The organism is Marinobacter algicola DG893 (genome assembly GCF_000170835.1).
Classification (GTDB): domain Bacteria; phylum Pseudomonadota; class Gammaproteobacteria; order Pseudomonadales; family Oleiphilaceae; genus Marinobacter; species Marinobacter algicola.
This window is the reverse complement of record NZ_ABCP01000005.1, coordinates 18,691-45,176: the sequence shown is the minus strand read 5'-3', so window position 1 is coordinate 45,176 and position 26,486 is coordinate 18,691. Positions and strand designations below refer to the sequence as shown.

Below are 26,486 nucleotides of genomic sequence, written 5' to 3'. Positions count from 1 at the left end.
AAGTCGCACACACCGTTATTACAAACTGGAACACACCCTGGGTGCCCGGTTGTGGATAATTACGCTGAACATTTGATCTCATACGGAGAACTTCTTGATGACATTACTGAGCCGGTTACGCATACGTTCCCGTCTTCTGCTGGGCGTTCTGGTCCCGGTGGTAATAACGGCGGCAACCCTTGCCTGGATTACGGTCGCCCAGATCAAAAGCGGTGGTGAGGCTGAGCTTGAGCGCCTGGAAGCAAGTTTGCTCAGTGCCCGCAAGGAAGGGTTGAAGAATCTGGTGGATACCGCCCGTTCCGTGGTGCTGGACGCGAAGAACGATCCGGACCTTTCGGATGCCGAGGCCCGTGAGGCGGCAAGGGATCGTCTGCGCTCCATTCGATTTGGGGGCGGTAACTATATATTTGCGTATGCCAAAGATCTGGAAAACCTGGCCTACGCGCCGGATCCTTCCCGGGAAGGACCTACGACCAATCCAGATGTTCAGAAGCTGATACGATCACTGTTCGAAGCGGCACGTAAGGATGGCTTTTTTGGTTATGACTGGCCCAACCCCGCCTCTGGCGAGGTTGAGCCCAAGGTGTCATTTACCACAATTGTTCCCGATTGGGGCTGGATGATCGGGACCGGTGTGTACGTCACCGATATCGCGGAAGTGGTTTCTGCAGCACGCGAGGATATTGAAGCGGAGATCGCTGAAACTCTTGGTTTTATTGTTCTGGTTACCGTGGCTGTGGTGTTTATCGCTTTGCTCATCGGTGTGTTTGTCGGTCGTACGGTGACGAAGCCGTTGAACACCGTTATTGCCATGATGAAGGACATTGCCGAGGGTGAGGGTGACCTCCGCCATCGCCTGCCGGACGAAGGAAACGACGAACTCGCAGAGCTTGGGCGTCGTTTCAATGCCTTCGTGGTGAAAATCCAGGACACCATTCGCGATGTCGGCGCGACCACCGACCAGGTTGCTTCAGCCGCGGAAGAGCTCAGCCGTGTTGCCAATGAAACCCGTGCTTCGGTACAGGAGCAGGGTTCCGAAACCGACCAGATTGCCTCTGCCATCAATGAAATGGCAGCGACGATCCAGCAGATTTCCGGCAATGCGAACTCGGTGGAAAGTGCCGCCTCTGACGCGGACAGGCTTGCACGGGATGGCGGCGAGACCATTGCCAACGCACAAGCATCCGTAAATCAGCTGTCGGAAGAAATTGAATCCAGTTCCACTCGTATCAGTAACCTGGCAGAGAAAACCGACGAGATTACTCAGGTGCTGGATGTCATCCACGCCGTCACTGACCAGACCAATTTGTTGGCCCTCAACGCGGCCATTGAAGCCGCCCGGGCCGGTGAGCATGGCCGTGGGTTCTCGGTGGTTGCCGATGAAGTGCGCCAACTGGCCAAACGCAGTGCCGAATCCGCTGATCAGATTCGCGGTATGATTGACGGCTTCGTGACCGAGTCCCGCGCGGCGGTGGAGCGGATGGATGCGTCCCGCCAACGTTCCAGCGAAACGGTTGAACGTATCAACCACGCCACCGATGCCCTGCGCACCATTGAGAAGTCCGTGGGCCATATACATGATCAGGTGACCCAGATTGCCACGGCGGCGGAACAGCAAAGCCAGGTGGCCGAGGAGATCAACCAGAACGTGGTACGTATCGTGGACGCGGCGCAGCGTAGCGATACTGGCGTGAACCAGACCAACGAAGCGAGCCACGAGCTGGCACGGCTGGGCGAGAGTCTGCGTGAGCTGGTAGGCCAGTTCAAGGTATAGAGCCGTTGCTTCTGGCCGGCCGATGATTGGCGTCAGCCGGCCAGCAAGCTATGATGTGGGCGATCTGTTCGACCACTACAAAAAACGGAACCTGACCTCGCTATGACTATTCACAAATCTTTCATGACCGTCCTGGCATTGGTGTTCGCGCTGGCAAGCGCGTCGCTGTCGGCCCAGGAAACCTATACGCTTCGCCTCGCAGAAACCTGGGGGCCAAACTCTCCGATTCTGGGTGAAGCAACGCGCCACATGGCGTCGATGGCCGAGAAAATGTCGGGCGGCCGCCTGCAGTTCCGGATTGACTCATCGAACAAGCATAAGGCGCCATTCGGTATTTTCGATATGGTGAAGGCGGGCCAGTACGATATGGGGCATACCGCCTCGTATTACTACAAAGGTTCGATCCCCAATGCCATGTATTTCACCACCGTGCCCTTCGGGATGATTGCGCCTGAGCAATACGCCTGGTTTTACTACGGCGGCGGCATGGAATTGATGGAAAAGGTATACCGCCCCCACGGCTTACTGTCGTTCCCCGGTGGCAATACCGGCAACCAGATGGGTGGTTGGTTCCGCGAGGAAATCAAGAGTGTTGAGGACCTCCAGGGTCTGAAAATGCGTACCCCCGGGTTTGCCGGCGAAGTTATGTCCGAAGTGGGCGTCGCGGTGACCAATATTCCGCCTGGGGAACTTTACAGTTCGCTGGAGCGAGGCACGATTGACGCTCTGGAGTGGGTCGGCCCGGCGCTGGATTTCCAGATGGGCTTCCATCAGATTGCAAAGTATTACTACTCCGGCTGGCAGGAGCCAGGTGCGGAGGTGCAGTTCCTGATCAACCAGAAAACCTGGGATAAACTGCCGGCCGAATTGCAGGAGATACTGCGTGTTTCCATGCGCACTGCGGCCTATGACATGTATATCCAGAGCATGCATGAAAGTGGCGTTGCCTGGGACCGCATGAAAGAAGACTACCCGGATGTGACGCACAAGACCTTCCCGCCAGAGGTCATTGAAGCGCTTCGTGACGCCACAGAGAAGCTGTTGGCCGAAGAAGCGGAGAAGGATGAACTGGCGCGGGAAATTATCACTTCCCAGCGGGATTATCTGAAGCAGGTTCGTCAGTGGACCAACATTTCCGACAAGGCCTATCTGAACAGCGTTTCGGGTGAATGAAAGAGACGCTTCTATCCCTGAAGAACGTCTCAAAGGCGTTTGATGACAAAACCGTGTTGAACTCGCTGGACCTGGATATCCTGGACGGCGAGTTCATCACCCTTCTGGGTCCGTCGGGTTGCGGCAAAACCACCCTGCTGCGCCTGATGGCGGGTTTTGAGCAGCCAGACACCGGCGCAGTTAGCCTGTCAGGCCATGACATCACCCATGCTGCCCCCGAGCACCGCCCCCTGAATACCGTGTTCCAGAACTACGCGTTGTTTCCCCATATGTCGGTGTACGACAACGTCGCCTATGGCCTGAAGATGGAGAAGCGGCCCAGGGATGAAATTCGTCAGCGCGTGGACGATGTTCTTGCGATGGTGCAGTTGCAGGATTTTGCCCGCCGCAAGCCGCATCAGCTTTCGGGCGGCCAGCAGCAGCGGGTGGCCATTGCCAGAGCTGTGGTCAAGCGTCCGCAACTCCTGTTGCTGGATGAGCCGCTTTCCGCGCTTGACTACAAGTTGCGCCGGACCATGCAGGTGGAGTTGAAGCGACTGCAGCGGGAACTGGGCATTACGTTCGTATTCGTCACCCACGATCAGGAAGAAGCCCTGTCGATGTCGGACCGGGTGGTGGTCCTGAAAGACGGCGCAATTCAACAACTGGGCACGCCCCGGGAGATCTATGAGCGGCCCGCCAATCTCTTTACGGCGCGCTTCGTCGGGGAAACCAACCTTTTTCCAGGATACCTGACCTCGGTCGAAAACGATGGCATTACCCTGGATATCCTGGGCCTGAGCCGTACTCTTCAGAGGCCCGGGTTTACGCTGCGCGAAGGTGAGCAGGTGAATGTGCTGCTGCGTCCGGAGGATATTCGTGTGCTGGCTCCTGAAGATGAAAAGGGCCTGGCCCGGCAGATCGTCGAGCGTAACTACAAGGGCAGTACGCTGGACTCGGTGATTCATCTCGAAGATGGCACTGAAGTGCTGGCCAGTGAATTTTTTGATGAAGACGATCCTACCTTTGACTACAAGCTGGGCGAGCCGGTCCGGGTCAGTTGGGTGGACGGCTGGGAATGGCTATTGCCGGTTGAACCGGAACCGGTCAATAACGATGCCGAAGAAGGGCTGAGTACGAATGCATAGGGTGTTACAGCAGCCCTTCAAAACCGCGGTACTGATTCTGGTCTGGGGCTGGTTATTGCTTCTTGTGCTCACCCCGAACCTGCTGGTGGTGGGTGCCAGCGTGATGACACGTGACCCCGGCACCTTCCTCTCGCTGCCGCTGAACCTGAACAGTTACCGGCAGTTGTTCGATCCGCTGTACCTGGACGTGTTCCTGAATTCCCTCTACATGGCCGGCATGACGACCGTCTTTTGCCTGCTGATTGGGTATCCCTTTGCATGGGCACTGTCCGGCCTGGGCAAACAGCGCCAGACGCTGCTGATTTTCCTGTTGATCGTGCCGTTCTGGACCAACTCCCTGGTGCGCACCTACGCGCTGAAACTGCTGCTGGCCACCAACGGCCTGATCAACAACGCCCTTATGGGGTTGGGATTGATCGACGAGCCGCTGAGGATGCTCTACACCGAAGGCGCTGTGGTCATTGGGCTGGTGTACCTGCTGCTGCCGTTCATGATTCTGCCGCTATACTCCGTGTTCGATGACCTGAGGAAAGAACTGTTGATGGCGTCGCACGACCTGGGGGCGGGCAAGCTGTCGACGTTTCTGCACGTGACGATTCCCCTGACCTTGCCGGGCGTGCTGGCGGGTGTGATGCTGGTGCTGCTGCCGGCCATGGGCCTGTTTTTCGTGGCGGACATACTGGGTGGTTCCCGCAATTTGCTGGTCGGCAACGTTATCAAAAACCAGTTCCTGGATGCCCGTGACTGGCCCTTTGGTGCCGCCGCCAGCATATTGTTGACGGTTGCCATGGCTGTCCTGCTGTTTGCCCACCGGCTCAGCCAGCAGCGACTCGGCGATGAGGGCAGGGCATGAATCGCTGGCTGCCGAAAACCTATCTCACCCTGGTGTATGTGTTGCTCTACCTGCCGATCCTGGTGCTGGTGGTGTTTTCGTTTAACAGTTCCCGCACCGGTTACCGCTGGGGCGGGCTCAGCCTGCAATGGTACGAGTCGCTGTTCAATAACCACGCCATGGTCCAGGCCATGTGGAATTCCCTCTGGCTGGCACTGACGGCGGCCACGGTATCGACCATTATTGGCGCGCTGACAGCGTTGGCTCTTCACCGGTATCGCTTTCGTGGCAAGCGTGTGCTGCGAGGGATGCTGTTTGTGGTGATGATGTCGCCCGAGATTGTATTGGCCATCTCTTTGCTGGCGTTGTTCCTGTTGGTGGGCCTGCAACTGGGGTTTGTCTCTCTGCTGCTGGCCCACGTAACCTTCTGCCTGCCGTTTGTGGTGATTACCGTAATGGCACGATTGAGCGGGTTCGATGAAAGCCTGCCTGAAGCGGCGCGGGATCTGGGCGCTAATGATTTCACCATGACCCGCACGGTACTGATTCCGGTGATCATGCCAGCATTGCTGGCTGGATGGCTGTTGGGATTTACTTTGTCACTGGACGATGTGGTGGTGAGCACCTTTGTGAGTGGTCCCAGCTATGAAATTCTGCCACTTCGCATCTACTCTATGGTACGTGTGGGCCTTAAACCGGAAGTGAATGCCCTGGGCACCCTGCTGCTGGTGTTTTCCCTGGCGATGTTGATGCTGTCCCAATGGATACTGACAAGGAGCAAACGATGAAGAAACTGGCGTTGGCGGGCCTGATGGCTGCAACCCTGACCGGATGCAGCTCGCAGGAAGAGCCGCAGGTACTGAACCTCTACAACTGGTCTGAATACATGCCCCAGGAGGTATTGGACCGCTTCGAGGAAGAAACCGGAATCCAGGTGGTCTACACCACTTACGACAGCAACGAGGCCATGTACGCGCGCCTGAAGCTGCTCGATGACAGCGGTCAGTATGACTTGGCACTGCCGTCCACCTACTACGTCAACAAGATGCGAAAAGAGGGCCTTCTTGAGAAGATTGACCATGAAAAACTGGAAGGCTTCGAAAAGCTTGACCCCGAGCTGACAAACCTGGATATCGACCCTGATAACCAATACAGCGTTCCCTACCTTTGGGGCACCACAGGGCTGGCCTATGACGCCAATGACGTCGAGGGCGAAGAGGTAACGGCCTGGTCGGATCTATGGGACGAGAAATACGAAGGCCGCGTGATGCTCACCAACGACATGCGCGAGGTGTTCCACATCGGGCTGAGAGTGCTCGGATACTCTGGCAACAGCACCGATCCCGAAGAGATCGAGGCGGCTTATGACAAGCTGACCGAACTGATGCCTGCGGTGCGTACCTTCAACTCGGATGCACCGCGAATGCCCTATCTTGAAGGCGAGACCGACATCGGCATGATCTGGAATGGTGAAGCCGTGATGGGTGAGGAGGACATGCCGTCCCTTGAATACGTCTATCCGGAAGAGGGCATCATTGTCTGGCTCGACAGCTTTGTGATTCCCAAGAACGCCGAGAATGCAGACGCTGCCCATCAATTCATCAGTTTTGTCATGCGGCCGGAAATCTCCGCGCTGATCAGTGAAGACATCGGCTATGCCACGCCCAACCTTGCGGCCCGCGAATTGTTGAGCGATGAAGTGGCCAACGACCGCACCAGCTACCCGACACCGGAAGACCTGACCAACGCCGAGTTCCAGAAGGACGTGGGTGACGATGCCATGCAGATCTATACCCGATACTGGGAAATGCTGAAGTCCGGGCAGTAGAGGCTCGCGCCCGGCAACAAAGCCCCGGTTTCAGGTGGCCGGGGCAATTCCACCCCATAAGTCCTCCCTGACATGACCGGTAAGGAACTGCTCCAACTCGTACTTGTTTTTATGGCGCGGCTGAGCGAGTTTAAACATATAGATGTTGTATAATTGTACTACTGTACTATTTGGCGACAGGCAAGCTCACTGTATGCAGATGCTGTACCCCTTAAATGCCATAAGGCTGATGCTCCTGATCGCTTTGAGCTTTTTGGTGCTTCCGGCGGCTTATGCAGCAGTGGACCTGGACGAGGGCTGGGAATATCGGTGGGGCGATTCCCCTTTGACCGATGAGGGGGTTCCAGAGTGGGTTCTGGGGCAGGATACATGGCAATGGAGCGCAATCAGCTTCCCGTCCAACCCGCCTGATCGCAACGGACAGGAACATGTGTGGTATCGCATCACCCTTCCCGAGGGTGAGTGGCAGGAGCCGGTTCTGTATGTCTACAGCGTCGACCTGATTGTTCAGGTCTGGCTCGACGGTCAGAACATCTACCAATACGGCACGTTTGACGATCAGGGCCGGGGGCGTTTCGAAGGTTGGCCCTGGCACGCGATTCCGTTGCCCGAAGAGTTTGACGGCAAGCCGATCTACTTTCGCATTTTCTCTGATTACACTGACATTGGCCTCTGGGGTGAAGTCTCCATTATGGAGCGGCCGGCCCTGACCCTGTTTATTGTGAAGAACTCCCTCGAAGCCCTGGTTATTTCCGGCTTTTCAGCCCTGATTGCCCTGCTAGCGATGATTTTCGCCCTGTTGCAAACGGAAAAGAAGAGTTTCGGGAGCATTGCTTTGTTCTCTTTGTCGTCTGCCGTTATGCTTCTGTCCGACAGCCAGGCCAGCCAATTGGTCTGGAACGTACCTCTCATGTGGGACTATCTGGCCGCCGGTTCCTACTACATGCTGCCTGTGGCGATGGCACTGTTGCTGGAACAGTGGTTCAGTGATCACAAACCATGGTTAATTAATCTGGTCTGGAAACTTCATCTTGCCTATGCAGTGGTGGCGATCGGATTGGCATTGATGGGAGTGGTTGACCTGTCATCAACCTACCCGCTGTTTGATGCACTGCTGTTGGCTTCCCTGGCGACCATAACGGTCGTTGTCGTAAAGCGATTCAGACAACTGAAAATTGAACAACAGATTATTCTCGCCGCTTACGGCGTATTCTGCAGTCTGTTGGTGGTGGATATGGCGGTTGCCCATGGCGTCCTCCCCTGGGGGCGGGTGCCGGTCAGTTGGGGCACGCTGGTCTTCTCGCTGGCGGTGGTGATGATTTCCCTTTGGCACTACGCACGGACACAACAGGCGCTCCATCGATTAAACCTGTCGCTGGAACAGCAGGTAACAGAGCGAACCCAGAAGGCGGAAGCGTTGGCGCGCCGTGAACAGGCCAGGGTGAGGTTGCTCACCTTCGAGAATGAGAAAACCCGAGTTCTGAACGACATCAATGCGGAACTGCAGAATTGCATCAGCCTCAACCAGACGTTCCATGTGCTGGCTCGGCGGCTTCCTGATCTGTGCAGCCCCCTGCGGGGAAGGCTTTACCAGCGCGTGGAAAATGGCAGCGCCTATGAACTGTTGACTCGCTGGGGGTACGCAGGGGAACCGGAATCTCCATTTCGCCTCGAAACCCCGGAGGGGCCGCCTCCACATAGTCAGGTGCCTGCCCGACATATTCAGGACCTGGACCAGCAATGGTCGGGATGGCAGAAGGGTGAGGATGGGGCGTTGTGCCTGTGGATCAATTTGCAGTCGGCAACTGAAGGATCGGTGACGATGGCACTGCTGTTTGTGGAGGTGCCGGATGAGTTTGCCGCCGACGGCACGGATTACGGCGCGGCCCGATTGTTCCAGGCGCTCAGTCAGGGAGTGCAAAAAATCGGTATCGCACTCTCGAGCATCAGCCTACGGGAGGAATTGCAGAAATACTCGTACGAAGATGCGCTCACTGGCCTGAAGAACCGCCGCTACTTTGACCAGCTTCTGGAGCACGAGTCTGCTGTCGCCTTGCGTGGTGACCAGCCACTGTCGCTGCTGATTGTGGATATCGATCATTTCAAACGCTTCAACGACACTCATGGCCACGAAGCCGGCGACTCTGCCCTGAAAGCCGTGGCAGGTATGCTGGCGCGGCATTTCCGCGACAGCGATGTGGTCTGTCGATTTGGTGGTGAGGAGTTTGTCATCATTATGGCCGGCTCAAGCGCAAAAGCCGCTTACGATAAGGCGCGAGAGCTCGCCCGAGCCGTTCGTACCATGACGGTGGAACATGGTGGCTTTGAGCTGGGCCATGTGACCATATCGGTGGGGGTGTCCAGCTGGCCCGAGTGCAGTGATTCCCCGGACAGCCTGTTGGGACTTGCCGACCGGGCGCTCTACCGGGCCAAGGAAGGTGGCCGGGACCGGGTAGAGATTTCCTGACCGATCACCGTGGCTGTTTTTACACCACCAGGACCGGGCACTTGGCTCGGGACGCTACCCGGTGCGACACACTGCCCAGCAGCATGCCGTCTTTGTCGCTGTGCGTGCCCCGAGAACCAACGACGATAAGATCAACGTCCTTGTCTTCAGCGAATTTGGTGATGACTTTGGACGGCCGGCCGGCCTTGACGAAGCCCCGGACCTTCACCGCCCCTTTTTCTTTCGCCTGTTCCTTGGCGTGGTTGACGATTTCCTTGGCGTATTCCGACAGCACTTTGTCTGGGATATCCATGCTGTCGGGTCGTCCAATCGACAGTGATGCCTCAAATAGGCTGTGGTGCTTGTAAACACACATCAGATAGATCTCGGTGTCCATGAGCTTCTGCAGTTCAATGGCCTTGTCCATGGCCTTGAAGGATGACTTGGAACCGTCAACAGCTACCAGGATCTTTTTGAACATGTTCTTCTCCCTGAAAACAGTCTCTCTATCCGTCAGCGAAACGCTACGTCACGCAAGAACAGCGCAATTTGCGGGAATGCGATGATCAGACCCGCTGCCGCCACCAGCATGAAGACAAACGGCGGCGTACCACGGATCACTTCCCAATAAGGACGCTTGAATATAGCGATGGCGGTGAAAATGTCGCAGCCAAACGGTGGCGTTGCAGAGCCTATGGCCACCTGGAGTGTGATCAGGACCCCTACGAGTACCGGATCCAGGCCAGTGGCTTCGATCGCTGGTGCAAAGATTGGCGTCAGTACCAGAATGACGACAATCGGATCAACAAACATGCAGGCGACGAAGAAGGCCACACAGATTGCAATCAGAACACCGACCGGACCGGCTTCATTAACGCCGACGGACTCCAGTATCGCCTGTGGAATCTGCGCAAAGGAGATAATCCAGGAAAACCCGTTGCCGACGGCCACCAGTATGAAAACCACGGCCGTAATCAGGCCAGTGGACTTGGCAATGCGATAGACGTCCGGCAATTTAAGTGATCTGAAAACCGCGAATTCGAGCAGGAATGCGTACAGCACGCACACGGCCGCCGCCTCCGTGGGGCTGAATATGCCGCCATAGATACCGCCGACGATGATGACCGGGAAGAACAGCGGCCACAATGCTTCACGGACGGCAACACCACGCTCTCTCCAGCCGGCCTTTTCCTCGGTAGGTACTTTGTTGATGTAGGCGTAAACCAGGCAATAAATGGAAAACATGGCGAGAATCATGATGCCGGGGCCGATACCAGCGATGAATAGCTCGGCTATGGAGGTTCCGGAGATTACCCCGTAAATAATGAAACCGATACTTGGGGGGATCAGGAACGCAATATCACTGGAGTTGATGATCAGCGCCAATGAAAATGAGTCGGAATAACCCGCTTTAAGCAGTTTCGGACGAAGGGGGGAGCCTACAGCGACCACCGTCGCCTGGGTAGAGCCTGAAACGGCACCGAACAAGGTGCACGAGGTCGCGGTGCTGATTGCCAACCCGCCTTTTATGTGCCCGATGAACGCCATCACCATATGGATCAGGCGGTCGGCGGACTGGCCGCGGGTCATGATGTCCGCCGCCAGAATGAACATGGGCACCGCGATCAGGGAGGCCGGGCGAATACCGCCCATCATTTGCTGGACAAAAGTGCCCATCTGGCCGAAGCCATCAAACATCATTACAAAACCGACCACCGCGCCGGTGATCAGCGGAACCATCATCGGGAAGCCCAGGAGCAGCAGCCCGATCATGATTACCATCATTATAGTCGCCATGAGTTTCTATCCTTTGTTAAAGCAGCTGCAGGTTCAGACTTCCGACTCACTGTCCGCATAACCATCGATCACACCAGTAGAGAGATAAACATCCTTGCTGGTGAAATTCTTGATGGCCGTAAGGAAATACTGAATGCCGGTGATTGCAAACCCCACTGGCGCCCAAACGTAAATCCACCAAATCTCAAAACCCAGCGCCGGAAGGATGCGTCCGCGGCTATGGAGGGTCTCGACGTACCCATAGGAGTGATAGCAGAGGAAGAACATCACCACAGATGTAAACAGGGCAATGAAAATCATCAGGACTTTGCGCCCTTTGGGGGGGATCGCATCGTAAACCGCAGACATGCGGATATGACGGCCATGGCGGGCCGCGTAACCAATACCTGCAAAGGTAATCAGGATGATAAGAATTCGGTTGATCTCACCAGAGAAAAACAGGCCTTCACCGAAGACAAAGCGCGCAATAACGTTGATACACGTATTGACGGCCATAAGGATTACGCCAACGGCGAGCATGACGGCTTCAGTTTTGGCGATAACTTCGTCAATGGTTCCCAGAAACCCGGGGAGGCCGGACTCGTAGGTGCCGGTATCGTCTTCTAGATCCGGGGAGTTCTCGGACATGGGGGTTGCTCCAGAACATATCGCTCCCAGCCGGCAGGAGGTCCCCGGCGGGGCGGGGTTAAAACAGATTCCCGCCGGGCAGGGCCGGCGGGAATGGTTCCTTCAGGTTCAGTTACTCTGAACTTCCTTGAGGTCTTCCTTGAACTGGTTCAACAGCTCTTTACCACCTTCGCCCGTCATTTCGATGAACTTCTCTTCAACCTGTGGCGCGCGGGCCTTGAAGGCTTCGATCTGTTCGTCGTTCAGGCGAGTGACGGTGACCTCGTCGCTGGCTTTCTGGATTTTCTCAAGCGCTTTCTCAGCGAGACCGTCAATGTGCACGATGATTTTCTCGAACGCGTAGTCAGCGGCGTCCTCAACAAGCTTTTTGTCTTCGTCGGACAGGCCGTCGTAGAAGTTCTTGTTGGCCATCATGGCAGTGGTGAACCAGCCGTGGCTGGTGAAGACCAGGTTCGGGGAAACTTCGTAAAGACCGCCGGACTCAATCCAGAAAATCGGGTTTTCCTGACCCTGGATCATGTTGGTCTGCAGCGCACCGTAAACCTCACCCCAGGGCAGAGGCGTGGGCGTTGCGCCAAACGCGGAATAGGTTTCCGACAGCAGCGGGTTGGTCATGACACGGATCTTCTTGTTGTTGAAGTCTTCCGGCTTGCTGACGGGCTCGTCCACCGTCACGACCATTTCACCTTCCGGATACATCTGCAGAAGCTCCAGGCCATTCTGGGCGTACAGCTCCGGGAAGTCCTTGTTGATTGCCTCACTTTCACGGAAGAACTTGATGACCGTGTCCATGTCAGTCGGCATCAGGTACGGAATGAAGAAAATCTGAGCTTCCGGGATCAGCGAGCCTGTGAAGCCAGGGGACTGGTTTACAAAATTAAGGATACCGGCTTGGGTCTGCTCCATGATGTCGTCGGATTCGCCCAGCTCACCGAAACGATAAATCTGCACGGTGTGGTCGGAGTTGTCTTCAATATATTCCTTGAAGTCGTAAGCGAATACGTCCTGGACATCACCCTCATACTCTTCATGTGCATAGCGCCAGTTAGCAGCATTCACCGAGTTTGCCGCTGTCATTGCGGCAAAGGCGAACGCTGAAAGCCCTGCCAGTTTCTTGAACTTGCTCGTGGTGCTCATCGCGTTGTCTCCGCTTATTTTTTTGCTGAAATGATCTGTTACATTTACTTAGACTGGCAAAACAATCCCGATTTCGCAAGAAATTGGCAAATTTACCTGGTGCCGGAAGCGACGCGTTCCGGTGGCTTGTACAAGTTGTGATAAGCTTTTGTTTCTTACCGGAAACAAAACACAGGGCAGGTATGCCAGCGACGCCATCCATCGAGCCCGGCTTTCACGCCATCCACGCCAATCATCTGGAAGACCTGCGCCGGGCTGTGGTCTGGATCTGCCGGCAGAGCCCTCTGCCACCGCTGGAAAGTGAAACCTTTCTGGTGCAGAGCAATGGTATTGCCCAATGGCTGAAGCTGGCACTGGCCGAAGACCCGTCCGAGGAGGGGGCTGATGTCGGCGTCGGCGGCCTGGGGATTGCGGCCGGCATGGATTTTCTGTTTCCCGCCCGGTTTATCTGGCAGGCCTATCGGGCGGTACTGACCTCGGAGGGCGTGCCGGAACAATCCCCGTTTGATAAATCCCGCCTGGTCTGGCGCCTGTTCCGACTACTGCCGGAGTTGATTGCCGACGACGTGTTTGCGCCATTGCGACGATTCATGGCCGGAACGGATACTGAAACCCGCCGATACCAGCTCGCCGGCAAGATTGCGGACCTGTTCGATCAGTACCAGGTTTTTCGCGCCGATTGGCTGGCCGACTGGGAGGCCGGCCATGACCGCCTGCGGATGGCCCGCGGCGAACACCGCGATCTGGGCGATGAGCTGCGTTGGCAGGCTGTGTTGTGGCGCAGGCTGGTGGCTGATGTTGGCGAACTCGCGGGTACCAGCCGTTCACGCATCCACACCCGGTTCATGGAGCAGGGGCAGACACTGACAGCCGCAGACAGGCCTCAAAACCTGCCCCGCCGTATTGTGGTCTTTGGCGTGTCATCCCTGCCGAAGCAGGCGCTGGAAGCCCTGTCTATTCTCAGTCGGGTCAGCCAGGTGGTGCTCTGTGTCCACAACCCCAGCGAATTTTACTGGGCCGACATCATCAGCGACCGTGACCTGCTGACGGCGGACCGCAAACGCGGCAAGACCCACCCGGGGCTGGCTGCGTTGACCGACCCAGATGCCCTTCACCAGCACGCCAACCCGTTGTTGGCGGCCTGGGGCAAACAGGGGCGGGACTACATTCGCCTGCTGGACGAATTCGACAACCCCGAGGCGTATCAGGGCCGCGTGGCAACTCCGGAGGGCCGGATCGATATTTTTACGCCCCACGGAGATCCGGAAAAGCCCGCGCTGTTGCACCAGGTCCAGAACGACATTCGCTCGCTCACCTCCCAGTCGGAGATGCTGGGGCAGGCACGGACTCTCGATCCGTTCCGGGATAATTCCGTGGTGTTTCACAATGCCCACAGCCCGCAACGGGAAGTGGAAATCCTTCACGACCAGTTGCTGGCGGCATTCAACAGTGATCCGGAACTTCGGCCCCGCGACGTGATTGTCATGGTGCCAGACGTCGATACTTACGCGCCTCATATTCAGGCGGTTTTTGGTCGTTACCCGTCGTCGTCCCTTCGCTACATCCCGTTTACCATTTCCGACCAGGGCCAGCGGCATCGTCAGCCGGTGCTGATTGCGCTGGACACGTTGATGGCCCTGCCCGAAAGCCGTTTTGGCGTCAGCGAGATCATCAGCCTGCTGGAAGTGCCGGCCGTACGCAGTCGGTTTGGTATTGTCGAGGGCGATCTTCCATTGGTGCGCCAATGGGTGGACGGCGCCAACATTCGCTGGGGTCTGCACAGCGACCATCGCAGCAGTCTCGACTTGCCAGAGGGTCTGGAACGCAACACCTGGCAGGCGGGTCTGCGGCGGATGCTATTGGGCTATGGCGCTGGCCGCGACGATCCCTGGCAGGGGATCGAACCGTTCGAGGAAATCGGCGGCCTGCAGGCGGGTGTGGCGGGCAATCTCTACCGCTTTGTTGATCGGCTGGAAGAGCTCTGGCACGAACTCAGATCCTCTGCGACGCCTTCCGGCTGGCTCGATCGGCTGCAGTCCATACTCGAGCGCTTCTTCGCTGAACTGTCCGATGACGACCTGCTGCTGGTGAACCGGCTGCGCCGACAGGCAGAACAGTGGCTTCAGGACTGCAACAGTGCCGGTATGGAAGACGTGGAACTGCCCCTGAACATCGTGCGGGACATTCTGCTGGAAGGGCTGGAAGAGGGCGGCCTTAACCAGCGATTCCTGGCTGGCAAGGTCAATTTTGCAACCCTGATGCCCATGCGTGCCATTCCCTTTCGGCGGGTGTGCCTGCTGGGCATGAACGATGGTGACTACCCGCGATCGCGACCGCCGGTGGATTTTGACCTGATGGCCGTGGATTACCGACCAGGCGACCGCTCCCGCCGGGAGGACGACCGTTACCTGTTTCTGGAGGCATTGCTCTCCGCGCGGGAGCAGCTTTACATCAGTTGGGTGGGGCGCAGCATCCGTGATGATTCGGAACGGCCACCCTCGGTACTGGTCAGCCAGCTCTGTGACCATCTTGATGCGGTTTGGCAGGTAGAGAAGTCAGACCAGAAAACGTCTCCGGCTCTGACGATCAAACACCCGCTGCAGCCGTTCAGTCGCGAGTATTTTCCCGCCGGGAATCGCGGAGCCGGGCACAATGGCTCACCAGACGTTCACGAGGTGCTGGCGACGCGGCGCCTGTTCACTTATGACAGCGAATGGCTCAGTGCACATCAGCAACGGGAAACCGACGTGGTGGGCGTCGAACTGCCTTTCCTGCCACCGGCGGAGCCCCTGTCGATTGCTGATGTTGGCGCCTTCCTCAAGCGACCGGTGGACACCTTTTACCAGCGCCGGCTGCAGGTCCGGTTTACCGATGTGGAGAGCCTGGACACCGACAATGAAGCATTCGCCATGGACGGCTTGCACCACTGGCGTCTGGAGGACGAACTGATTCGTCATGCGGTCATGAAATCGGGCACCGAGGACGAACTGCATCAGCGGCTGGAGGGCGCTCTGGCGAGCATGGCCCGGCGAGGCGAGTTGGGCATGGGAGTGACGGAAACCGCCCTGACGCGGCAGTTGGAAAGTCGCATGCCAGACCTGTACCGGCGTTATCAGGAGGCCGTGGTGCTCTGGCCTGAGCCGGTGGACGATGTCTCAGGCTTTGAGTACCGCCATGAGCATGGCGACGCGACGGTCACCATTAATGACAGGCTGGGCAATCTGCGTACGCGCCCTGACGGTGACCTTTGCCGGGTGGTGATCGCCAGTAGCAACCTGCTGGAAGGGTCTGGAAGCGCTCGCCAGCTAAAGTTCCCGGCCCTATTGGAACACTGGGTGGCGCACCTCGCAGGTAATATTTGTTATGAGGCTTTCCACACTCAGGTGATTGCCAAAGAGGAAAAGCGGGTCGTTAACCTGTTGCCCCTGGATGTCGCCCACGCCAGGGAATACCTGAACAGCATCCTGGACTACTGGATTCAGGGTCAGACGCGGCCGCTGCCGATAGAGTCGGGTGCGGCCTTCGGCTATTTGCGGGGCCTTTATCCCGCCAGGGGCGAGGGCAGCGAGGACAAAGCGCTGCTGAAGGCGACGGACGCCTACGGAAAGGCTCTGGAGCGCGACAGTGGTTACCTGCGCAGGGCCTATCCGGAGGTAGAACAACTGCTGGAGAATGACGAATTCCCGCTGTTGGTGTCGGCTTTGTATGAGCCGCTCTGGCACGCGGAACAGGCCAGCCGGGCCAAGCCCTCCAGTGCGGGCCGGGAGTGGGCGAAATGACCGAAGCAATCCGCAAACTCGATCCTCTCACGTTGCCGTTGCGTGGCAGTCAACTGATAGAAGCCAGTGCCGGTACTGGCAAGACCTTTACCCTGGCGCTGCTGTACGTGCGTCTGGTACTGGGTCATCGGACGGTGGCAGAGCCCCTTGGTGAGGGCATCATGCCGCCCAATCTGTTGGTGGTGACCTTTACCGAAGCCGCCACCAAGGAACTCCGGGACCGGATTCGCGCCCGCCTGACCGAAGCCGCAGCGCTGTTCGCGGCTGAACCGGACACCGCCGACACCACGGTGATGTCAAAAGACCCGCTGGTGAATCTGCGCAACGCCTGCCCAGCGGCCGACTGGCCAGCCTGCCGTCGAAAACTGCTGTTGGCTGCGGAATGGATGGACGAGGCAGCCGTGTCCACCATCCACGGCTGGTGCAATCGCATGCTCAGCGAGCATGCCTTCGACAGCGGTAGCCTGTTCCGTCAGACCCTGGAGACCAGCCAGACGGACCTGCTGGATGACGTAGTGAGGGATTACTGGCGCACCTTTATCTACCCCATGCCACCGGAGTTGATGGGCGAGGTGCTGGACACCTGGAAAACCCCGGAAAGCCTGCGCCAGTCCGTGCGCAACCTGTTGCCACACGTGGATGCCCTGCCAGTACCGGAACGTGATCCACTGGCCGCTGCGGAGGCAGCGAAGCGCCTGCGGGAGGTGAAGCTGCAGGCTCTGAAAGCCCCCTGGCCGGCGTGGTGTGACGAATTGGAAGAACTGTTGGCGGAAACCACGAAGCGAAAGCCCAAACCGCTGCATGGCACCACCAAAAACTCCCTTCAAAAAGCCGTGGAACACCTGCGGGAGTGGGCTACTACCGATGCGGCTGAACCTCATGAGTTCCTGTCGAGTAAACGCACCAAGGGCTTTGACACCCTGGAGGCGGAAGCATTTGCTGAAAAATGGACCGGCGAGGATGAGCCGCCGCATCATCCTGCCATGGACGCCATCACCGAACTCAAACCGGCATTGAAAACCATGCCGGTGGCAAAAGCGGACATCCTCAACCACGCCGCCTGCTGGATCGCCCGTCGCCTGGACAGCGAAAAACAGCGCCTGGCCAGTATGGGCTTTGACGACCTGCTCACACGACTGGATGCCGCCTTGGGCGGCCCCCAGGGCGAACGCCTGGCAGGTACCATTCGTCGCCAGTTTCCGGTGGCAATGATCGATGAATTCCAGGATACCGACCCGGTGCAGTACCGGATCTTCGACCGTATTTACCGGGTGGCCAGCAACGACCAGGACACCAGCCTGTTGATGATCGGTGACCCGAAACAGGCGATCTATGGTTTCCGGGGCGCCGACATCTACACCTATCTGGATGCCCGTCGGGCGGTCAGCAGCCGAACCTACACGCTGGGCACCAACTACCGCTCCGCTGTTGCCATGGTAGACGGCGTCAACCGGGTATTTTCCCAGGCCGATGCGTCCCTGCCCGAAGGGGCGTTCCTGTTTCGTGCCGGAGACGACAACCCATTGCCCTTCAGCCCCGTGGAGGCCAAAGGTACCAGCCAGCAATGGCTTGTTAACGGGCAGCCGCTACCACCGCTGACGTTCTGGACCCTGAGCGATGAACGCCCTATCGCCAAGGAAACCGGCAGAGAGGCTATGGCCGAGGCCTGTGCGGCGGAGATTGCCCGCCTGTTGAATCTTGGGCAGAGCGGCGACGCGGGTTTTGTCGCCGAGGGCACGCCGTTTGAGCCCGTGCGACCGGAGCACATGGCTGTGCTGGTCAACAAGCGTGACGAGGCGAATGCTGTCCGGCAATCATTGGGCGCTCGGGGCGTTCGCAGTGTGTACCTGTCAGACCGTAATTCCGTGCTTCAGTCGGTGCAGTCGGTGGAGATGCTGCAGTGGTTGCAGGCCTGTGCCGAACCCGGCCAGCTATCGCTGATTCGCGCGGCACTCGCCACGCCCACCATGAGCCTGGCTTATCAGGAACTGGACCGCCTGTTCAGTGACGAAAATGCGCTGGACCGCGAGATCAATCGCTTCCAGGGTTACCGTGAACTCTGGCAGCAACAAGGCGTACTACCGATGCTGCGGCGCCTGCTCATGGACTATGACGTGCCGGCGAAGCTGCTGTCCGGGCCCGACGGCGAGCGCGGCCTGACCGATATCCTCCACATCGCCGAACTGCTGCAGCAGGACAGCCAGCAGCTGGACGGTGAGCACGCGCTCATTCATCACTACACCGAGATGTTGCAGGATTCTGACGATGAGGACGAACACCGTACCATGCGCCTGGAAAGCGATGCCGGGCTGGTCAAGGTGGTCACCGTCCACAAGTCCAAAGGCCTGGAGTACCCGTTGGTGTTCCTGCCGTTTGCCACCGAATTCCGCGAGGAGAAGCCGAACCAGGCGTTTATCAAGTACCACGACGACGAAGGCCGGCTGCAGATTTCCCTGGAGCCGGATGAAGATACCCTGGCCAGGGCTGACCGCGAACGACTGGGTGAGGATATTCGCAAACTCTACGTTGCCCTGACCCGGTCCCGTCACGCCACCTGGGTTGGTGCCAGCGGCATTAAAGGTTGGCGGCAGAGCGGCCTGGGGCACCTGATTGGCCGCTCTGCCAGCGATGAAGACACGGACCTGATGCCCTTCCTGCAGTCCGTGGCCACCGACGAACCTGCAATCGATGTGACGCCGATGCCTGAGGCGGGAGACGACGTTTACGCGGGCGACGAGGAACCGAAGCTTGGCAACGCTCTGGAGCCGGTGCGGGAAGCCCGGGAAAACTGGTGGATCGCAAGCTATTCCGCGATCACCTATGGCGCCCGCGGTGGCTACGGGAATGACTTCGTACCGGCCAGTGAGGATGCGGAGCAGGAAAATTTGCGCGACGAGGACGAGCCCGTTGTGGCCGACACCCTGGCCGCAATGATTCCCGACTGGCAAGGGCCGCAACCGGTCAACCAGCATGCTTTCCCGAAAGGCTCCGGCCCCGGCACCTTCCTGCATGATATTCTGGAGTGGTGCGCGAGAGAGGGGTTTCACAAGGTGGTTAATACGCCGGATGATCTTCACGAGCTGCTGGAGCGCCGCTGCAAGTTACGCAACTGGAGTGATTGGGCAGACACCCTGAAAACCTGGATTTACACCCTGATTACGATGGATATTCCCCTTCCGGGCAGCAGGACATGCTCCCTGGCCGGCCTTGATACCTTCCGGCCGGAACTGGAGTTCTGGTTTGAAAGCCATGACGTGAACACCCTCGCCATGGACAGACTGGTCCGCCGGCATACGCTGGGTGGTGATCCGCGTCCCGAAGCTCACCAAGCCACCTTTAACGGCATGCTGAAAGGGTTTATCGATCTGGTGTTTGAACACGAAGGCCGCTATTACGTGCTGGACTACAAGTCGAACTTCCTGGGGGAAGATGATCAGGCCTATATCCCCGGCGTGATGAAAGCGAAAATCCTTGAGAAACGGTATGACCTGCAGTACGTCATCTACCTGCTGGCGCTACACCGTCTGTTGAAAGCGCGCCTGCCGGACTACGATTACGACAGCCATATTGGGGGTGCCGTCTACCTGTTCCTGCGAGGCTGCGATGCACCGGGCGCCGGCGCTTTTACCGAACGGCCGGACAGAGCCCTGATCGAGGAGCTGGACCGGCTGTTCAGTGGCCAGGGGGAGAAGGCAGCATGACCGGAGAAAGCGGAACCACTCCAGACCTGTTCGACGCCGTTGAGCCCGAACCGGCACCACGGTTGCCCCAAACCGCTGCCGATGCTCTGGCCTTGCTGGACGAGTGGGTGGAGCGCGACTGGATTCGTGCCCTCGATCATGCTTTCGCGACGTTTGTTTGCACGATGGTCCGTGAACAGGGCGAGCAGCCTGCGGCGATGCTTGCGCTGTTGTCAGCGATGGTGTCACACCAGGTGGGACGGGGGCACGTGTGCCTGGATGTGCGTCATCTCTGTCGCGCCACGGAACCAACGCTGGTACTGCCGCCGGAAGGCGTCGGCTCTCTACCTGAAAACAGCCCGAGGCCGTCGGATCTGTTTGCCAGTGTCAGCACTGACCAACTGATTGGAATGCTAGGGCAAAGCTGCGCTGTCAGTGACGGCGAGCAGGCAGCACCGCTGGTATTGGATGGCTCGCGGCTGTACCTGCGTCGGTTCTGGCGCTACGAGCAGGCTATTGCCGCCGGTATTCGGGCACGTCTCGATAACCGTGTAGCGTTGACGGATACCGGTCCGTTGAAGACGGCACTGGATACCCTGTTCGGCACGGAAAGCGGTGCCGATGGCCTGCCGGATTATCAAAAAATGGCCTGTGCCCTCGCGGCACGGAACCGCTTCGGTGTCATTACCGGCGGCCCCGGCACCGGTAAAACCACCACGGTTGTTAACCTGTTGGCGGCCTTGCAGTCGATGGCCTGTGACTCTGCGGAGGCCTCCGGCGGCAACCCTTACCTGCGCATCCGCCTGTCGGCACCAACCGGAAAAGCGGCCGCCAGGCTGAGTGAATCCATCGGGGGGGCTGTTGACCGTCTGCCGTTGAAAAGCCTGCCGGGTGCACCGGATAAATCTGCCATTCCGACCCAGGTCACCACGTTACACCGGCTGCTGGGCAGTCGCCCGGGCTCACGGCGTTTTCGCCACAACGAGGACAATCCGTTGCCATTGGATATCCTGGTAATTGATGAAGCGTCCATGGTGGATGTGGATCTGATGGCGTCGGTATTCGCGGCCCTGCCGAATCAGGCCAGACTGATCATGCTGGGGGACAAGGATCAACTGGCGTCGGTGGACGCCGGTGCGGTGTTGGGGGAACTCTGCCAGCGCGCCGAAGGCGCCCACTACTTGCCGCAAACGGCCGAGTGGCTGAAATCGGTGACTGGATATCAATTGCCATCAGAGCTGCTGGACCCCGAGGGTCTTGCCCTGGACCAGGCGGTTGCCATGCTGCGAAAGAGCTATCGGTTTGACGAACATAGCGGTATCGGCGTGCTGGCATCGGCCACCAATGCGGGCCAGCTCAGCCGGGAATTGATCGGCCAATGTCGCAACCAGGGCTTTGAGGATGTGGCCTGGCTGGCCGGTGAGAACGACATGGGGTGGTTGGCAAACCATGCCCTGACTGGCAGTCCGGAACGCTTTCAAAATCAGGGCTCGCAGCGCGTGGTCGGCACTTCGCCGGTTGAGCCTCCGGTTGGCTATGGCCACTATCTAAAGCTGATTCGTGACCGCAAACCCGCCGCCGACGTCGAGGCGGATGGGCGTGAATCATGGGACGCCTGGGCAACCGAGGTGCTTGCGGCGTTCAATCACTTCAAGGTGCTTTGCGCGTTGCGGCAAGGGCCGTTTGGAGTGGAAGGACTGAACCGTGACATTGCCGGGCGTTTACACGGTGCCGGTCTGATCGAACGCACCGAAGGTTGGTACGCCGGTCGTCCGGTACTGATCACCGGAAACGACTATAATCTGGGGCTGATGAATGGCGATATCGGTATCACCCTGAGCGTACCCTGGGATCGTAACGACGCGGGTGAACCGGTTGAGACCCTGAGGGTCGCCTTTCCGTCCAGTGACGGTAGCGGAGGTGTCCGCTGGATATCGCCCAGCCGTTTGCAATCGATGGAAACGGTCTACGCCATGACCGTGCACAAGTCTCAGGGCTCGGAATTCACCCACGCCTGCCTGGTGATTCCGGACCGCCTGACCCCGGTGCTAACCCGGGAGCTGGTATACACCGGCATTACCCGGGCACGCCACTGGCTTAGCCTGGCGGTATGCCAGGAAGGTGTGCTGAAAGAGGCGGTGGGGCGTAGCGTGATTAGGGCGTCAGGGCTGGCTGGGTTGTTGGCTTGAAGCGCTTTTTGTTAACCCGTATAGGGAGAAAACACATGAGAGGAGTTGTGTCGGTACCCGGGCATGTGGCCACTCTGTTTGCTCTGCTTTTTCTGGCCGGTTGCGTCGGGTCACCTGCCACCGGCCGTTCCGCCGATGACATCGTGGCGATGCCGTTGACCAACACCTATTGGCAGCTGCTGAGCATCGCGGGTGAGCCGGTGTCGGAAACCAACGCCGACCAGAAGCCCCACATCCTGTTTCTGGACGACGGTCGGGTGAGTGGCTTCAGTGGCTGCAATCAATACATGGGCGACTATCAGGTCACGGGTGAGAACTTGCTGTTTGATTCCATGAGCAGCACTCGCAGGGCCTGCCCGGATAATCAGACGGAACAGTTGCTGTTCGCGGCCCTGGCCAAGACCGTTGGTGTCAATCTCGAAGGCATCGAGCTTCGGTTGTTGGGTGAAGCCGGCGAAGAGTTGGCAGTATTCGAAGCCTCACGGATGAAATAAGGCGTCGGTCGTCAGGCCTTGGACAGACAGTCGGTCATAAAGCCCCTGAATTCGATCACCAGCCGCGCCAGGCTGTTTTCCAGACGATGTCCGTCCGGTAGTACAAGCAACGGCAGCTTCTGCTCCCGTGCCAGCTCAATTACCGGCATTGGCAGCACCACATCGTCGTCCCAGCCGTGAATGATCTGGACCTGCCGGGCCTGAATAAGGGGGCTGGATTGCGGATAGGCCGACATCGCCAGAGCCGGCGCCAGAAGAAAGCAACCCAGTACCGGTGTTTCCGCACTGGTGCGAGCACATACCCAGCCTCCCATGCTGGATCCGGCCAGGATGGTTCTTTCCGGGACGGCACCCGCCTCGGTGATGGCTTCTTTCATCTGCGTGAGGCGTTCGGTGGGATCTTTCGTGCTGCGATGATCCACGACAATCGCGGTTACACCGGGAAAGGTTTCCGCTTCGGCTTTCAGCGCCTGTACTTTGGTGCCTCCAGGGCCACTTTCCAGGCCGTGGGACAGGAAAACATGAAATTCGCGCGTGGCCATGGTTGTCTCCGGTTTGAGGTCAGTGTCGGGTGGCGGCCAGGATATCCAGCGCGTGCCGCCGTTTCTCAGGGTCGTACAGATCCACGGTAAACATCAGTTCGTCCACGTCCACCGTCTGCAATAGCCGCTCCAACTGCTCCCGGAGAGTGTCCTCACTGCCCAGCAACTGAAGCGACAGGAAGTCCTTCACGCCTGCCTGCTCACCGCTGTTCCATAAACCTTCCATGGACTTGACCGGGGGCCGCATCCACAGTGGTTGGCCCCGAAACAGGGAAAGAATGCGCTGGTAACTGGTGGTGGCCAGGAACTGAGCCTCCTCGTCGGTGTCCGCTGGCACGGCCGGAACGGCCAGAATCACATAGGGTTTATCCAGTTGGTCCGAAGGCTGGAAGTTGTCCCGGTAAGTCTGGATCGCCTCGCGGTAAAGCCGGGGCGCGAAGTGGCCAGCAAAGGCGTAGGGTAGCCCCCGCATCGCGGCAAGCTGTGCGCTGTAAAGGCTGGAGCCCAACAGCCAGATGGGCACATGGGTGCCTGCGCCGGGAATGGCCTTGACCGGCTGGCCCGGCTGGAGTGTCCCCAGTAAAGACTGCAGCCGCGCGACATCCTCGGGAAACTGTTCTGCCCCGAGGCCGTCCCGGCGCAGCGCCCGGCTGGTTATGGGGTCGGTGCCCGGAGCTCGGCCCAGGCCAAGGTCAATTCGGCCGGGATAGAGGCTTTCCAGGGTGCCGAACTGCTCAGCGATCACCAGCGGCGGATGGTTGGGCAGCATGATACCCCCGGACCCTACCCGGAGAGTGCTGGTAGCACCGGCAATGTGCCCGACCAGTACGGCCGTTGCGGAGCTGCTTATGCCTTCCATGTTGTGATGCTCGGCCAGCCAGAAGCGGTTAAAGCCCAGGTTTTCCGCATGGCGGGCGTAGGCGACGCTGTTGGCCAGGGTCTGTCCCACGGAATCGCCTTCGCGAACGGAGGCCAGCTCAAGAAGGGAATAGGCAGGGAATTGGGCGCTGGAATGCTGCGACATTGAATGCTCCGGGTTTGAACTATCCGGCAGCATAACAAAAACCGGCCCGCTGTGAAGCGGGCCGGGGGATGGTTGCCGTTATGGTGCCGGTGGCGTGTAGGTCTGGGTCGAGTAGTCATCCATCGCCGGTTTGCTGATGGTGCCCTGCTCGCTGACGTAGTCCACGAAGGACTGAGCGTAGTCGAGGAAGGTGTCCTCCGAACGGCCATCTTCGGTGACGGTGCCGAAGGTCACATAGCCGTCCCTTCCACCACCGGTGAAGCTATTGGTGACTACATTCAGGGTTTCACCGTCGGTCAGGGCGCGCCATTGGGTCTCGTCGCGGCCTTTTACTTCGATGTTGTACAGTTGGTCACCCTCTGCGCGGGTCATGTCCACGTTCCAACGCAGGCCGGCGGCGTAAGGGTAGGCACCGGTGGAGCCATCGGGCGCATGGGCAAAGGCGACAGCTTCGTTCAGCACCTGGCGGATTTCGACGCCGGTCATGGTCAGATCAACCAGGGTATTGGCAAACGGCAACAGGGTGTAGGCGTCGCCGATAGTGATGTCACCGGCCTCGATGTCGGTGCGCACACCGCCCGCGTTCTGGATTGATACGTCGGCGTTCTTGCTCTGGAACAGGAAGGCCTGGGCTACCACATTGGGTATGTCACCCCCACGCGTTCCTGTCGTGCCTGCACAGCCGGGCAGACTGCTGGTGCCTTGTCCGGGGATGCGCTCCAGGCAGAGGTCTTCAGTTGCGGTACCCACTACCTCATTGCGGAAGGTGTCCAGTTGCTGGGTGTAATTGGCCAGGGCGTTTGCCACGGTGGCGTCTCCAGTGACGATACTCAACTGCGGAGCAGCGTCGACGGCGTCCATGATCGTCTGCAATTCCACACCTTCGGGTGTGTATTCGTTACCACCGTCGTCTTCACGGACGATGTCGTCGCCCAATAGCAGGTGAGGCACACCGACACAGGACTCCACCACGCCGTCTGCGTTCCATTGAACATTGAGTTCACCCACCACCTGGGAATACTGCCAGGCCTGCGCGACACAGACCTTGTCACCGTCGGCGTTGGTCAACTCGGTGGGATAGGCTCCGGAGGACGTCAGGCCGAAGTCGTCGAAGTCACCCAGCAGGGAGTGGGAATCGCCGCCAATGATCACGTCCACACCGGACAGGGCTTCGGCCAGTACCAGGTCGTTTTCGTACTGGTAGTGAGTCAGCAGGATGATCTTGTTGACGCCATCGGCCTCCAATTCGTTAATGGCTTCCTGGGCGCTCTCGGTTTCGTCCAGGAATTGTGTGGTGTCCAGCGGGCTGGAGCTGTTCTGGGTCTTGTTGGCGATGTCGATGCCGACTATACCCACTTTCTGGCCGGCGACCTCCTTCACCACATAGGGTTTGACGTAATCATCAACGGCGGTCGGGGCCAGGGGTGTGCCGACCTGTGGCACTACGTTGGCGGCCAGTACCGGTGTCTGACAACTGCCGCTGGCGAGGAAATCCAGGAACTTCTTCAGGCCTTCATCGCCACGGTCGAACTCGTGGTTGCCCAGCGCAAAGGCATCGAAACACACCAGGTTCATCAGCTCGGCATCGGCTTCACCTTCGTAAGAGGTGAAGTACAGGGTGCCGGTGATGGCATCGCCGGCGTGCAGTTTCAGCACATTATCCAGGGCCATTTCACGCTCGGCGATCTTGGCGGCAACTCGGGGGAAGCCCCCGGCGGAGAACTCGGTTTCCTGCCCGGCAATGGTCAGGGACTGCGAGCCGCCCTCAAGGTGTGAGTGGTGATCGTTGATGTGGAGAACGTTGAGGCTCAGCGGGCTGGCGGTGTTATCGTTGCTGGTGCTGTCGTCATCGTCGCTGTCGCAACCGACCAGTGCGATGAGAGGGAGTAATACCCAGGCTGACTTGCGGATCATTTCCTTGCTCCTGTTTTTGATTTATCCCCCGCATGTTCCGCTTACCGCATGTCAGTGATGTGATGCTTTTGTTGCCGAAATAAGAAATGCTCTCCCGTACATGATATCGATATACATTTGCAT

Annotated in this window: 18 protein-coding genes; 11 read left to right on the top strand and 7 right to left on the bottom strand. The window is 58.5% G+C overall.

All coding sequences use genetic code 11. The annotated features are described in order from the left end of the window. Window positions 1-97: 97 nt before the first annotated feature. The 7 genes from MDG893_RS05840 (at window position 98) to MDG893_RS05810 (ending at window position 9,201) form a co-directional block, all read left to right on the top strand. A complete protein-coding gene (locus tag MDG893_RS05840) occupies window positions 98-1,774 on the top strand; it encodes a methyl-accepting chemotaxis protein (protein WP_007152811.1) in 1,677 nt (558 codons plus the stop codon). Window positions 1,775-1,876: 102 nt separating this feature from the next. Then, complete coding sequence (locus tag MDG893_RS05835; RefSeq protein ID WP_007152810.1) at window positions 1,877-2,947, top strand: TRAP transporter substrate-binding protein; 1,071 nt, start codon at window positions 1,877-1,879, stop codon at window positions 2,945-2,947. Then, a complete protein-coding gene (gene potA / locus MDG893_RS05830; RefSeq protein WP_007152809.1) occupies window positions 2,944-4,074 on the top strand; it encodes a spermidine/putrescine ABC transporter ATP-binding protein PotA in 1,131 nt (376 codons plus the stop codon). Before MDG893_RS05835 ends, potA begins: the two co-directional genes overlap by 4 nt. Further along, window positions 4,067-4,927: a spermidine/putrescine ABC transporter permease PotB gene (potB, locus tag MDG893_RS05825; protein ID WP_007152808.1), complete on the top strand. Its 861-nt coding sequence runs from the start codon at window positions 4,067-4,069 to the stop codon at window positions 4,925-4,927. Before potA ends, potB begins: the two co-directional genes overlap by 8 nt. Beyond that, a complete protein-coding gene (potC, locus tag MDG893_RS05820; protein WP_007152807.1) occupies window positions 4,924-5,694 on the top strand; it encodes a spermidine/putrescine ABC transporter permease PotC in 771 nt (256 codons plus the stop codon). The genes potB and potC overlap by 4 nt, the downstream gene beginning before the upstream one ends. Then, the gene (locus MDG893_RS05815; RefSeq protein ID WP_007152806.1) at window positions 5,691-6,734 is read left to right on the top strand and encodes an extracellular solute-binding protein; all 1,044 of its coding nucleotides are present in this window, start codon (window positions 5,691-5,693) and stop codon (window positions 6,732-6,734) included. Before potC ends, MDG893_RS05815 begins: the two co-directional genes overlap by 4 nt. A gap of 193 nt (window positions 6,735-6,927) precedes the next feature. Further along, window positions 6,928-9,201, top strand: a complete 2,274-nt coding sequence (locus MDG893_RS05810; protein ID WP_007152805.1) for a sensor domain-containing diguanylate cyclase — start codon at window positions 6,928-6,930, stop codon at window positions 9,199-9,201. Between the two features lie 19 nt (window positions 9,202-9,220). Here the strand turns inward: MDG893_RS05810 and MDG893_RS05805 are convergent, their stop codons facing one another. From MDG893_RS05805 to MDG893_RS05790, 4 genes are all read right to left on the bottom strand, one after another. Continuing rightward, window positions 9,221-9,661 carry a universal stress protein gene (locus MDG893_RS05805; protein WP_007152804.1) on the bottom strand — a complete coding sequence of 147 codons (441 nt, stop codon included), beginning with the start codon at window positions 9,659-9,661 and terminating at the stop codon, window positions 9,221-9,223. A 32-nt stretch (window positions 9,662-9,693) separates the two neighbouring features. Then, window positions 9,694-10,977 carry a TRAP transporter large permease gene (locus tag MDG893_RS05800; RefSeq protein ID WP_007152803.1) on the bottom strand — a complete coding sequence of 428 codons (1,284 nt, stop codon included), beginning with the start codon at window positions 10,975-10,977 and terminating at the stop codon, window positions 9,694-9,696. Window positions 10,978-11,010: 33 nt separating this feature from the next. Beyond that, on the bottom strand, window positions 11,011-11,604 hold the full coding sequence (locus tag MDG893_RS05795; protein ID WP_007152802.1) for a TRAP transporter small permease: 594 nt from the start codon (window positions 11,602-11,604) through the stop codon (window positions 11,011-11,013). Between the two features lie 108 nt (window positions 11,605-11,712). After that, window positions 11,713-12,741 carry a TRAP transporter substrate-binding protein gene (locus tag MDG893_RS05790; protein WP_007152801.1) on the bottom strand — a complete coding sequence of 343 codons (1,029 nt, stop codon included), beginning with the start codon at window positions 12,739-12,741 and terminating at the stop codon, window positions 11,713-11,715. A gap of 182 nt (window positions 12,742-12,923) precedes the next feature. Here MDG893_RS05790 and recC point away from each other — a divergent pair, with 182 nt between their 5' ends. From recC to MDG893_RS05770, 4 genes are read left to right on the top strand one after another with little or no spacing between them, the layout of a single operon-like run. Beyond that, a complete protein-coding gene (recC, locus tag MDG893_RS05785; protein ID WP_007152800.1) occupies window positions 12,924-16,520 on the top strand; it encodes an exodeoxyribonuclease V subunit gamma in 3,597 nt (1,198 codons plus the stop codon). Next, the gene (gene recB / locus MDG893_RS05780) at window positions 16,517-20,221 is read left to right on the top strand and encodes an exodeoxyribonuclease V subunit beta (protein ID WP_007152799.1); all 3,705 of its coding nucleotides are present in this window, start codon (window positions 16,517-16,519) and stop codon (window positions 20,219-20,221) included. The genes recC and recB overlap by 4 nt, the downstream gene beginning before the upstream one ends. Next, window positions 20,218-22,389, top strand: a complete 2,172-nt coding sequence (recD, locus tag MDG893_RS05775; RefSeq protein WP_007152798.1) for an exodeoxyribonuclease V subunit alpha — start codon at window positions 20,218-20,220, stop codon at window positions 22,387-22,389. Before recB ends, recD begins: the two co-directional genes overlap by 4 nt. Window positions 22,390-22,424: 35 nt before the next feature. Then, window positions 22,425-22,883 carry an META domain-containing protein gene (locus MDG893_RS05770; RefSeq protein WP_007152797.1) on the top strand — a complete coding sequence of 153 codons (459 nt, stop codon included), beginning with the start codon at window positions 22,425-22,427 and terminating at the stop codon, window positions 22,881-22,883. A gap of 11 nt (window positions 22,884-22,894) precedes the next feature. Here MDG893_RS05770 and MDG893_RS05765 read toward each other — a convergent pair whose 3' ends face one another. The 3 genes from MDG893_RS05765 to nadN form a co-directional block, all read right to left on the bottom strand. Continuing rightward, window positions 22,895-23,425 carry a YqiA/YcfP family alpha/beta fold hydrolase gene (locus MDG893_RS05765; protein ID WP_007152796.1) on the bottom strand — a complete coding sequence of 177 codons (531 nt, stop codon included), beginning with the start codon at window positions 23,423-23,425 and terminating at the stop codon, window positions 22,895-22,897. 19 nt (window positions 23,426-23,444) lie between these two features. Next, window positions 23,445-24,449 (bottom strand): LLM class flavin-dependent oxidoreductase, encoded by a 1,005-nt coding sequence (locus MDG893_RS05760; protein ID WP_007152795.1) that lies wholly within the window; start codon window positions 24,447-24,449, stop codon window positions 23,445-23,447. Window positions 24,450-24,527: 78 nt separating this feature from the next. After that, entirely contained in the window at window positions 24,528-26,363 is a 1,836-nt protein-coding gene (gene nadN / locus MDG893_RS05755) for an NAD nucleotidase (protein ID WP_007152794.1), read from the bottom strand. Window positions 26,364-26,486 lie beyond the last annotated feature (123 nt).

What these genes read in the sequence shown, in the direction of transcription:
- MDG893_RS05765 (WP_007152796.1), bottom strand. Translation starts at nt 23,425, where the DNA reads ATGGCCACGCGCGAATTTCATGTTTTCCTGTCCCACGGCCTGGAAAGT.
- nadN (WP_007152794.1), bottom strand. Translation starts at nt 26,363, where the DNA reads ATGATCCGCAAGTCAGCCTGGGTATTACTCCCTCTCATCGCACTGGTC.
- potC (WP_007152807.1), top strand. Translation starts at nt 4,924, where the DNA reads ATGAATCGCTGGCTGCCGAAAACCTATCTCACCCTGGTGTATGTGTTG.
- MDG893_RS05770 (WP_007152797.1), top strand. Translation starts at nt 22,425, where the DNA reads ATGAGAGGAGTTGTGTCGGTACCCGGGCATGTGGCCACTCTGTTTGCT.
- MDG893_RS05810 (WP_007152805.1), top strand. Translation starts at nt 6,928, where the DNA reads ATGCAGATGCTGTACCCCTTAAATGCCATAAGGCTGATGCTCCTGATC.
- MDG893_RS05760 (WP_007152795.1), bottom strand. Translation starts at nt 24,449, where the DNA reads ATGTCGCAGCATTCCAGCGCCCAATTCCCTGCCTATTCCCTTCTTGAG.
- MDG893_RS05840 (WP_007152811.1), top strand. Translation starts at nt 98, where the DNA reads ATGACATTACTGAGCCGGTTACGCATACGTTCCCGTCTTCTGCTGGGC.
- potA (WP_007152809.1), top strand. Translation starts at nt 2,944, where the DNA reads ATGAAAGAGACGCTTCTATCCCTGAAGAACGTCTCAAAGGCGTTTGAT.
- recC (WP_007152800.1), top strand. Translation starts at nt 12,924, where the DNA reads ATGCCAGCGACGCCATCCATCGAGCCCGGCTTTCACGCCATCCACGCC.
- MDG893_RS05815 (WP_007152806.1), top strand. Translation starts at nt 5,691, where the DNA reads ATGAAGAAACTGGCGTTGGCGGGCCTGATGGCTGCAACCCTGACCGGA.
- MDG893_RS05800 (WP_007152803.1), bottom strand. Translation starts at nt 10,977, where the DNA reads ATGGCGACTATAATGATGGTAATCATGATCGGGCTGCTGCTCCTGGGC.
- MDG893_RS05795 (WP_007152802.1), bottom strand. Translation starts at nt 11,604, where the DNA reads ATGTCCGAGAACTCCCCGGATCTAGAAGACGATACCGGCACCTACGAG.
- MDG893_RS05805 (WP_007152804.1), bottom strand. Translation starts at nt 9,661, where the DNA reads ATGTTCAAAAAGATCCTGGTAGCTGTTGACGGTTCCAAGTCATCCTTC.
- MDG893_RS05790 (WP_007152801.1), bottom strand. Translation starts at nt 12,741, where the DNA reads ATGAGCACCACGAGCAAGTTCAAGAAACTGGCAGGGCTTTCAGCGTTC.
- potB (WP_007152808.1), top strand. Translation starts at nt 4,067, where the DNA reads ATGCATAGGGTGTTACAGCAGCCCTTCAAAACCGCGGTACTGATTCTG.
- MDG893_RS05835 (WP_007152810.1), top strand. Translation starts at nt 1,877, where the DNA reads ATGACTATTCACAAATCTTTCATGACCGTCCTGGCATTGGTGTTCGCG.
- recB (WP_007152799.1), top strand. Translation starts at nt 16,517, where the DNA reads ATGACCGAAGCAATCCGCAAACTCGATCCTCTCACGTTGCCGTTGCGT.
- recD (WP_007152798.1), top strand. Translation starts at nt 20,218, where the DNA reads ATGACCGGAGAAAGCGGAACCACTCCAGACCTGTTCGACGCCGTTGAG.